The sequence below is a fragment of the Arsukibacterium sp. genome (assembly GCF_041616895.1).
Lineage (GTDB): Bacteria > Pseudomonadota > Gammaproteobacteria > Enterobacterales > Alteromonadaceae > Alishewanella.
The window spans coordinates 1-9,723 of sequence record NZ_JBFJPY010000115.1; the positions used below are offsets into that span (position 1 = coordinate 1).

Consider the following 9,723-nt stretch of genomic DNA (forward strand, 5'->3'; position numbering starts at 1 on the left):
CACCGCTTTCGGTCACCCGGATATAATCGGTTACTTTGTAATCCAGCACCGGCACACCAAACTTATGCAGATCGTAAATCATGGCTTCGCTTAAATGATTGCTAAACACCGTACCCTGGTCCAGCGCGGAATCTATATAACTGAAATCGGTCACTCCCACTTGGCTGTCACTGTCCAGATTGTGCTGCAGCGCCATCAGCTCATGAACTAAATTGCGGACGTAATCGTTTACCGTTAATAACGGTCGCTGCACCGTACTATTAGCATGAGTGCTGGTAGCATGCGTGCTGGTAGAATGCGTGCTGGCCGGCGCCGCCGAACTTTGCATCTGAGTTATTCGCTGCGCTCTGTCGGCAGCTTGATCGCTGTCCTGGCCCGTTACCGTGATGGTCCGCTCAGGCACGACACAGCCGCTAAGCAGCGCTACTATAGCTAAGGTGGTTAACCGCTTCATTTATTATCTCCTGGAGGACTTTGCCGATAAAACATGGCACCGCGCTTGTTTACTTGCTGCGTACTCCACAGCACATTTGCCGGAATATAATCCGTAACGGCCGCCAGCACCTGTTTGGATGGAATATGAATAAGACGCGCGTTTACAATAACGGCATCTTGTTGCAAGGTATAAGTCCCCGTAAGCAAGGTGTTGGCACTGCCTTTACGGTTAATTTCGTTTAGCTGGCGGGTTAACGCCTGTTCGTATTCGCCCGCAAGCACCACTTCGTTACTTAACCGGTACTCGTAGACGGCATAACCAAACTGGCGGCTATGCGCCAGCATGCTTTCACTAAGCTGGTTGGCAAAGTCTCGTTGCTCACTATTGGCATCTTGCAGGCTAAGTGCGGTTGCCGGCAAAAAACTACTAACGGCAATTTGCGGCCGGGTAAGCCATAACGGGCTGTCATCTAACTGGGCAAATAATTGCCTGGCTAGCCGCTCGGTATAAAAGCCAAGGGGTTGCTGGCTAAGTTCCGTTTCCGTCGGTTTGGTTGCAACGGGACCCGCCGGACTGACACAGCCGCTTAGCAGCGCCGCCGTTAGCAGGCTTGGGGCCACTAACAATAGCCACTTCATATCCACCTCATTTTTACAGCCTGAATGCCTTTAACAGTTCAAAGCAAGAACCAGGCCAAAAAATTGGTGATAAATATGTCATTAAATCGCCACCGGCGCCTTAATATGCGGATGTGCCTGGTAGTTCTCTAAGGTAAAATCATCAATCTTAAAACCAAATATATCTTTAACATCAGGGTTTAAGCGCATAGTTGGCATTGGATAAGGCTCGCGCGCCAGCTGGGTATTCACCTGCTCCAAATGGTTTAAATACAAATGGGCATCGCCAAAGGTGTGCACAAAATCACCGGGTTTAAGACCACAAACCTGAGCCACCATCAGGGTTAACAGCGCATAGCTGGCGATGTTAAATGGCACGCCCAGGAATATGTCGGCGCTACGCTGATACAGCTGGCAAGATAAACGACCATCATTAACGTAAAACTGAAATAAGGTATGGCACGGTGGCAATGCCTGCTTGCCCATGGCGGCATTTTCTTTGGGCGAGTATTGGGTATCAGGCAACACTGCCGGGTTCCAGGCACTGACAATTAAGCGGCGCGAATCCGGGGTACGTTTGATATCACTGATAACCTGACTTATCTGGTCAATGACCTGGCCTTCATGGCTGGTCCAGCTTCGCCACTGTGCGCCATATACCGGGCCAAGCTCACCACTCTCAGTGGCCCACTCGTTCCAGATGGATACGCCATTATCCTGCAGGTAACCAATATTGGTTTCCCCCTTTAAAAACCACAATAGCTCATGAATAATCGAGCGCAAATGACATTTTTTGGTGGTAATGAGCGGGAACCCCTGCTGTAAATCAAAGCGCATCTGATAGCCAAATACACTAACGGTGCCCGTGCCGGTGCGATCCGTTTTTTTATGGCCGTGCTCCAGCACATGGCGCATTAAATCAAGATATTGTTTCATTTGGTTCCCCGTGCTGGTATTGCTGGTCGGCAATTTAGGTAAATTATCAGGCCAAGCCCTACTGCGATCATGGGCAGACACAACCATTGGCCCATGGTTAAGCCTGCATCTGCCACATGGCGCAGATGCGCATCGGGTTCGCGGAAAAACTCCACGAAAAACCGGAATACGCCGTACCCCAGTAAAAACACCCCACCAAGGGTGCCTGTTGCCGGCTTAAGGCGCCGTACCAGGATGATAATAACAAACAGTAAAATCCCTTCCAATGCCACGTGATACAGCTGAGAAGGATGGCGTGGCAAGGCGCCGGCATTTGGAAACACCATAGCCCATGACACGTCAGTGGTGCGGCCCCATAACTCCGCGTTGATAAAATTACCGAGCCGGCCAGCGGCCAGACCCAGTGGAATTAACGGCGCGACAAAGTCTCCCAGTTCCAGATAAGACTTATGATAGCGTCTGGCAAACCAGGCCATTGCCAGTAGCACGCCTAGCAGGCCGCCATGAAATGACATGCCCCCTTCCCAGGTTTTAAACAGATATAAGGGTTCGGCCAGCAACTGTTCAAAATTATAAAAGAACACATAGCCAAAGCGGCCACCGACAATAACACCCAGGAAACCATAGAACAGCAGATCGCTTACCTGCTCTTTGGTCCAGCCTGAACCGGGTTTGGCAGCGGCACGGCTGGCTAACCAGTAAGCCAGGCCAAACGCGACGGCATACATTACCCCGTACCAATGAATATTTACTGGCCCATAGCCAAATAGCGGGCCAATTGACACCAATACCGGATCTATATCCGGAAAATCAAGGTAGGAACTTGTCATTGTTATCCTTTAAAGAACTTCACTATACGCCTGCTTACCACCGGATATAGCAGGCTAACTCAACACCATTCTAACGGCGACTATCATCAGAAAAACGCCGAACACTCGTTTAATGGTCAAAACTGGCAAACGCTGTGTCATGGCAGCACCAAGGGTCGCCGTGAATATCGAAGTGGAGACAACACCAATTAATGCTGGCAGGTAAATATAGCCAATAAAGCCATCGGTTAACTGGTAATGCTGCCAACCGGCGATAACATACCCCAGGGTGCCCATTACGGCAATAGCGATACCACTTGCTGCTGCGCAGCCAATAGCCCGGCGCATATCGACTGAAAAATAATTGAGTACCGGCACTACCAGGGCGCCGCCACCGATCCCCAGTAAACCTGAGATAGCACCAAGCACGGCGGCTATGGCGCCAAGCACGGGCTTAGCAGGTAATTGGGCCCGGCCTATTACGCTGCGCGACCCCAGCATTCGCAAGGCCAGTAGAAAAACGGCAACGCCAAATATTGTTCTTAAGGTAGCGCCATTAATATGATGCGCGACCAGGCCAATCATACCGGCACCGATACCCGCGCCCACCATCACTGCACCGGCCAGCGCCCAGCTGACATTACTGCGTTTATGATGAGCACGAATAGACGAACCTGAGGTGATAATAATAGAGGCTAAAGACGTGGCGACCGCTACCACCATCACGTTGTCGATATCAACAACGCCCAGCAATGGCAACAATACCACCAGCACCGGCACAATAACCAGTCCGCCACCAATTCCTAATAATCCGGCGAGAAACCCGGCCAGGCAACCTATAACTGCAGAGATCAGAATAACTGTTAACAAAGGACGTCTCGATATTACTGCTGCAATGCCAGCCAGCGACAGGCATTTTAAATTAACTTAATTCAGGTTAAGCGCGTAACTGACCAAGCAGCTGCTTATGCTCCAGAAACCGCTGTACCTGCTGTTTGACTTGCTTGGGCGACTGGCACGCCAGTACATCAGGTAACAACGCTTCCAACTCTGCCACATTAACCCGGCGTAGCAACCATTTAATTTTTGCCAGATTACTGTTATTCATACTAAAACGGCTATACCCCATCGCTGCGAGTACTAACACCCCAGCGGGCTCGCCCCCCAATTCGCCACAAATGCTAATCGGAAATTGCAGTTGCCGGGCCTGAGTAGCCAACAAATTAAGTGCGCGCAAAACTGAGGGATGCAACGCATCATATAAGTTAGCCACCCTGGCGTTGTTTCTGTCTACCGCCAGCAGGTATTGGGTGAGATCATTAGTCCCCACTGAGCAGAAATCTACCCGTGCCGCCAGTTCCGGCAGCTGATACATAATAGATGGAACTTCAATCATTACGCCTATTTTCGGTTTTGGCAGAGCAATATTCAACTCATCGCTGACTTCAAAGCTCGCCTGCCTGATCAGGCGGATGGCTTCATCCACTTCCGCCAGATCCGATATCATCGGCAATAAAATATGTAAGTTATCCAGCTCAATATTGGCTTTTAACATGGCCCGGATTTGCACCAGAAAAATCTCAGGGTGATCCAAAGTCAGCCGGATACCACGCCAGCCCAGAAACGGATTCTCTTCAACAATGCTAAAGTACGGTAGCGCTTTATCCCCCCCCACATCAAGCGTACGCATCACCACCGATTTTCCGGCATAACCGGTAAGCACCTTGCGATAAAGCTCTACCTGCTCCAGCTCGGTCGGGAAGCGGTTGCGCATAATGAAAGGAAATTCGGTGCGATACAAACCTACCCCGTCGGTATATTCCGCGTTGCTGGTTTCCAGCTCAATAGCCAGGCCACAATTGACCATTAACTTAAACGGCTTACCGCAGGCCGACTGAGAAGGTAGTGCCACCTCCTGTTGATAGCGGGCACTGAGCTCTGCATCTTCATTAATCAGACGCCGGTATTCGATGCAAATGGCTTCGACCGGCGACAAAAGAATGTGGCCCTCGTAGCCATCGACAATAACCTGCTGGTTTTGCCAGTGTAATAATGGGAGCTCATTAACCCCCATAACGGCCGGTATACCCAGTGCTCTGGCCATAATGGCCGCATGTGAGTTTACCGAACCGCGCAAACTGACAATGGCCACCAGTTGTTCACGCGGCACTTCTGCCAGCATCGTCGCGGTTACATTGTCCGCGACCAGCACCACGCGCTCTGGCAATTTTACTTTGCGTTGCTCAGAATCCAGTAAATTATTCAACACCCGCTGCCCTAAATCGCGGATATCAGTACCGCGCTCTCGCAGATAGGGGTCGTCCATATCATCAAACTGGCGGGCAAATTTCTCAACCACCCGTTTTAGCGCGCTTTTGGCACACCAGCCCTCGGCAATCTGATGTTCAATTTCATTACCCAGGCTGGCTGCATCAAGCAACTGATGGTACACATCAAAAATAGCCAGTGCATCCGCTGGAATATGGCCAGCCATCCGCTCTGCTAAGCGGTTAAATTCGGCTTTGGTAATTTTGACTGCCCGATAAAACAACGCCAGTTCTTTTTCGGGTTCATCAGATTTTTTCAGGGAAATGGCATCAAAATCACTGGAGGGCTGCAATACATAAGCTTCACCAATTGCCATGCCAGGCGCGCCGGGCAACCCTGTCAGCTGACCAGATTGCGCCATACTGGATGGCCGTTGACTGGCGGCATCACGCATTTCAGCATTGGCCAGCACGGACGCCAGCTGAGCACCCAGGGTAACCAGAAAAGATTCTTCATCTTCGCTGAACACCCGCTCTGCAGATTGCTGAATGGTCAGCACCCCAAGCACTTTACGGTGATGAATTATCGGGCATCCAAGAAAAGCGGAAAAGCGGTCTTCACTCACTTCCGGGGTTACCCGAAAGCGGGGATGTAACTGAGCTTGCGCCAGATTTATCGGCTCTTCGCGTTGGCCTACCCAGCCAATCAGGCCTTCGGAGAAACCAATGGCAACCTTACCTACCGCATCCTGGTTCAGGCCGTCAGTTGCCATCAGCATAAAATGCTGTTGCTGATAATCAGCCAGATAAACCGAACAACACTCGGTGGCCAGGGCGATTTTAATACTTGATACCAGGCCAGCCAGAGCATTGTCTAGAGCTGGCTCCTGAGCCACATCCTGAACAATTCGCCGTAACTGGCTTAGCATAAGAACCTCATTGTCCTGTCGGTTTTAGCAAATTAACTATTTCTTCTTAATATTTTTTCTTCACATCTTTGCGGGTAAACGGCAAAGCAACCGGGGCAAACTCGCGCATGACTTTACGATACACTTCTCGCTTAAAAGCCACTACCTGACGCACCGGATACCAATAACTGACCCATCGCCAGTTATCGAACTCAGGATGCGTTGTTACAGCCAGATTTACATCTTCTTCCCGACAGGTCAAACGCAATAAAAACCACTTTTGCTTTTGCCCTATACACACAGGGTTACTGTCTTTGCGAATTAACCGTTTTGGAAGCTTATAGCGCAACCAGTGCTTTGTAACACTGATTATTTCTACATCTTCAGGCCGCAGCCCGACTTCCTCATGCAGTTCGCGAAACATGGCTTGTTCTGGCGTTTCGCCGTCATCAATACCACCCTGTGGATATTGCCAGGAATGCTGACCGTACCTTTTCGCCCAAAACACCTGTCCCTGGGTGTTACAAATCACTATGCCGACATTGGCCCGAAAACCTTCGGCATCGATCACACAAACCTCTAGCGAGTCTATTTCTGCTATAACAAAGATTCTTTCACAAAGTCGCACTTACAGCAAACGGAATTTGATCCGCCATTTACCAAGCGCTTTTGCAAAGTTATCCACATTTAAGATCATCGAGCAGCCACTTATGTGAACTTCTTCACAGAGTCTGTGGATAAAACTGTTGTTAAGGTGCGCAAGACTATGGAATAACGATTGAGCATGGCAAAACTGCAGCCGAAAAGGTTCAGCTTAATTGAATATATACAATAAGTTATAAGATACTGTGCTGAATCGTGGCGTGCTGTCGCATGTGCATAAGTTAGTTTGCTGCGTTTTTAAGCAGCATATGCAACAGAAAGGTGCTAGGGTAAGTTGTGATTGCAACCGCATCTTACGGCGACCAACTTTTGAAACACTCCCCGCTAAAAACACCCGAACAATTATTACTGCGAAGCCAGAACATTGCGGGCCTGACTCTTGGTCAGTTGGCTGCACAGCTTAAGGTTACGATACCTGCAGATTTAAGACGGGATAAGGGCTGGGTTGGCCAGCTGATTGAATTAGCGTTAGGGGCCGAGGCAGGATCCAAAGCACTGCCCGATTTTCCGGCGCTGGGGATTGAATTAAAAACCCTTCCTATTGATCAGAATGGTAAACCACTGGAAAGCACTTATGTTTGTGTGGCGCCACTAACCGGCATTACCAGCCAAAGTTGGCAGCAATCATGGATCTGCCAGAAATTACAACATGTACTCTGGGTACCCATTTTAGCCGAACGACAAATACCTCTGCCAGAACGCGTTATCGGTTCAGCATTTTTGTGGCAACCCTCCGCCGCTGAGCAGCAGGCGCTGCAACAGGACTGGGAAGAATTGATGGAACTGATTACTCTGGGCGGTATTGATAAAATCCGTGGCGCCCATGGCAAAGTGCTGCAATTAAGACCGAAAGCAGCCGACAGCAATGCATTAACTGCGGCAATCGGCGCCAGCGGTGAACCTATTCAGACCCTGCCACGCGGCTTTTATCTGAAAGCCAGTTTTACCGCGGCCATATTATGTCGCCACTTTAATCTGGCTACGCCAACGTAAAACGGCTAATCCTGATATCGCAAGACAATTTGCTGATATAAGCCGTTTTGTTTAATCGCCGCCAAGCCCCGATTAAACTCTGCGACTAATTCCTCTTCGACAGAAGCTTTGCTGAACATCACATAGACATCATTGTTTCCCAGGGTAATATGATGCGGCTTAATTAGCTCATCTAACCCTTTTCGCCGTAATATTGAGGCAGCTACAAAACTGTCTTCCAGAAAACCGTCAATTTCTTCATCCAGCAGCCGGGCCATGTTCATTTCACTGATAATTGCGCCAACAAACTGTGGCCTGAACTTAGCAGAGGCATACAATTCAGCAATTTCATCACCGTAGTAGTACTCATTAACAATGCCAAGTTTATGCCCGGCGTTGATAAACGCCTGAATGCTCGCCACCTCTAAGCCAACATCATCAGCGCGCACAAATAACGAAAATTGCTCTTGCCGGTACGGTTCAGAAAAATAAGCAAAGTCCTGCCGATCTTCTGTAATTGACGCACCCAGGACAAAATCTATCTCGCCCTCTTTTAGCAACCCCAGCAATTCAACCCAGCTGCCCTGCACAATATTTAATTCACATTGCATTTCGGCTGCAATTACCCTGACCAGCTCAACATCCAGGCCGGTAACGGTGTTACCTACCGTCATATACTGATAGGGCTCCCAGGCATCAAATCCCATGGTTAGCGAGCATTGCGGTGGCACAGCAGACATGCGTTGCGCCATAGGTTCAGCAGGCACAGCTAACTCGGGTTCGGATACCGGTTCGCAGGACATCACGGTTAACAGCATAATTAAAGACAGCAGAAGCTTAATCGACTTCATAAATCACCTCAGGGTGTTATGACTTTATTCAAGCTTAGTGCAAACTGATATTTTTGCTCGCTGGCACAGTAACTTATTCTGAAGTTTTTTCAGTGGGGCTCGTTTGCAACTTTGCCGGCATTTTCAGTAACACCTGCCAGGCGCTCTGTTGGCGTTCTTTACAGCGTAACGCTTGCCACATCCGTCGCCATTCATAAAAGGTAATGGTCAGTGGATTGGTAGAATTAAAATCATCAGTGATGCCATAGCGGCAAGGCTCGTTTGCATCCTCAGCCACAAAGGTACCAAACAGCCTATCCCAGATAATCAGTACTCCTGCAAAATTGCGGTCGATGTACCGTGGATTACAAGCGTGATGCACGCGATGGTGCGACGGTGTATTAAAAAGGTATTCCAATGGCCCAAGTTTGCCAATAGCCTGCGTATGCACAAAAAACTGAAACGCTAAATTCAGGGCCACTACGGCAAACACCAGCATTGGCTCATAACCAATCAGGATCATCGGCAACCAGAATACCCACATACCCGATATCGGGTAAGTAAGGCTTTGCCGAAAGGCGGTACTGAAATTCATCAGGCGAGAGCTATGATGCGCCACATGCGACGCCCATAACCAGCGAATATGGTGCGAGCCACGGTGAAACCAATAATACAGAAAGTCTTGCAGAATAAACGCTAGCAGCAGATTAAGCGCAGTGAGCTCAATAGTGAACAGACTAAACTGATGTAACCAGTAAAAAAATGGCATCAGTAGTAACAACGCCAGCATATCTGCGCCCTGATGCAGCAGCGCCAGTACAGCATTTGCCAGGGTATCACGCCAGTGATACCAGTTTTGCTGTCGCAGCACAGCAAAGCGCCACTCCAGCAGCACACAGACTAAAAACACCGGGCTTAGCAGTAATAGGATTAATTCAACTGGCGGCATGAGCTTTTATTCCGCAACCTGTTTAACGTACTGGCAATTCAAATTTATCAAACATCAGGTCTATCTCTTCCTGATTGCGCAGTAAATTTGCCCGCTCTACTACGTCTTTAGTCAGGTGCGGTGCAAACCGCTGGATAAAATCGTACATATAGGTCCGTAAAAAGGCCCCTTTTCTAAAACCTATCTTGGTGGTTGAAGCTTCAAACAGATGTCTGGCATCCAGAGCAACCAGATCTTTATCTAATTGCGGATCAATGGCCATCGATGCGATAACGCCGACACCCAGGCCTAACCGGACATAGGTTTTAAGCACATCTGCATCGGTAGCAGTAAATA

The 9,723-nt window shown here is 49.2% G+C and carries 10 protein-coding genes and 1 pseudogene; 1 reads left to right on the forward strand and 10 read right to left on the reverse strand.

Translation table 11 applies throughout. From position 1 onward, the window contains the following. The 7 genes from ABY802_RS14710 to rppH all read right to left on the reverse strand — a co-directional run. On the reverse strand, positions 1-454 hold a 454-nt coding region (locus tag ABY802_RS14710; RefSeq protein WP_372627884.1), incomplete at its 3' end, for a FlgO family outer membrane protein. After that, positions 451-1,074 (reverse strand): FlgO family outer membrane protein, encoded by a 624-nt coding sequence (locus ABY802_RS14715; RefSeq protein ID WP_372627885.1) that lies wholly within the window; start codon positions 1,072-1,074, stop codon positions 451-453. The genes ABY802_RS14710 and ABY802_RS14715, both read right to left, overlap by 4 nt. A gap of 81 nt (positions 1,075-1,155) precedes the next feature. Beyond that, positions 1,156-1,989 (reverse strand): thymidylate synthase, encoded by an 834-nt coding sequence (locus tag ABY802_RS14720; RefSeq protein ID WP_372627886.1) that lies wholly within the window; start codon positions 1,987-1,989, stop codon positions 1,156-1,158. After that, a complete protein-coding gene (lgt, locus tag ABY802_RS14725; RefSeq protein WP_372627887.1) occupies positions 1,986-2,819 on the reverse strand; it encodes a prolipoprotein diacylglyceryl transferase in 834 nt (277 codons plus the stop codon). Before lgt ends, ABY802_RS14720 begins: the two co-directional genes overlap by 4 nt. A gap of 54 nt (positions 2,820-2,873) precedes the next feature. Beyond that, positions 2,874-3,668 (reverse strand): sulfite exporter TauE/SafE family protein, encoded by a 795-nt coding sequence (locus tag ABY802_RS14730; protein ID WP_372627888.1) that lies wholly within the window; start codon positions 3,666-3,668, stop codon positions 2,874-2,876. A gap of 67 nt (positions 3,669-3,735) precedes the next feature. After that, positions 3,736-5,994, reverse strand: coding sequence for a phosphoenolpyruvate--protein phosphotransferase (ptsP, locus tag ABY802_RS14735; protein WP_372627889.1), 2,259 nt, complete (start codon positions 5,992-5,994; stop codon positions 3,736-3,738). 46 nt (positions 5,995-6,040) lie between these two features. After that, positions 6,041-6,544, reverse strand: coding sequence for an RNA pyrophosphohydrolase (gene rppH / locus ABY802_RS14740; protein WP_290614620.1), 504 nt, complete (start codon positions 6,542-6,544; stop codon positions 6,041-6,043). Between the two features lie 401 nt (positions 6,545-6,945). Between rppH and mutH the strand changes: the two genes are divergently transcribed. After that, a complete protein-coding gene (gene mutH / locus ABY802_RS14745; protein WP_372627890.1) occupies positions 6,946-7,629 on the forward strand; it encodes a DNA mismatch repair endonuclease MutH in 684 nt (227 codons plus the stop codon). 5 nt (positions 7,630-7,634) lie between these two features. Here the strand turns inward: mutH and ABY802_RS14750 are convergent, their stop codons facing one another. The 3 genes and pseudogenes from ABY802_RS14750 to cysB all read right to left on the reverse strand — a co-directional run. Continuing rightward, on the reverse strand, positions 7,635-8,459 hold the full coding sequence (locus ABY802_RS14750) for a substrate-binding periplasmic protein (RefSeq protein WP_372627891.1): 825 nt from the start codon (positions 8,457-8,459) through the stop codon (positions 7,635-7,637). Positions 8,460-8,532: 73 nt separating this feature from the next. Beyond that, positions 8,533-9,387, reverse strand: a complete 855-nt coding sequence (locus tag ABY802_RS14755; RefSeq protein WP_372627892.1) for a sterol desaturase family protein — start codon at positions 9,385-9,387, stop codon at positions 8,533-8,535. 22 nt (positions 9,388-9,409) lie between these two features. Next, positions 9,410-9,723: pseudogene (gene cysB, locus ABY802_RS14760) on the reverse strand (HTH-type transcriptional regulator CysB); the annotation flags it as partial.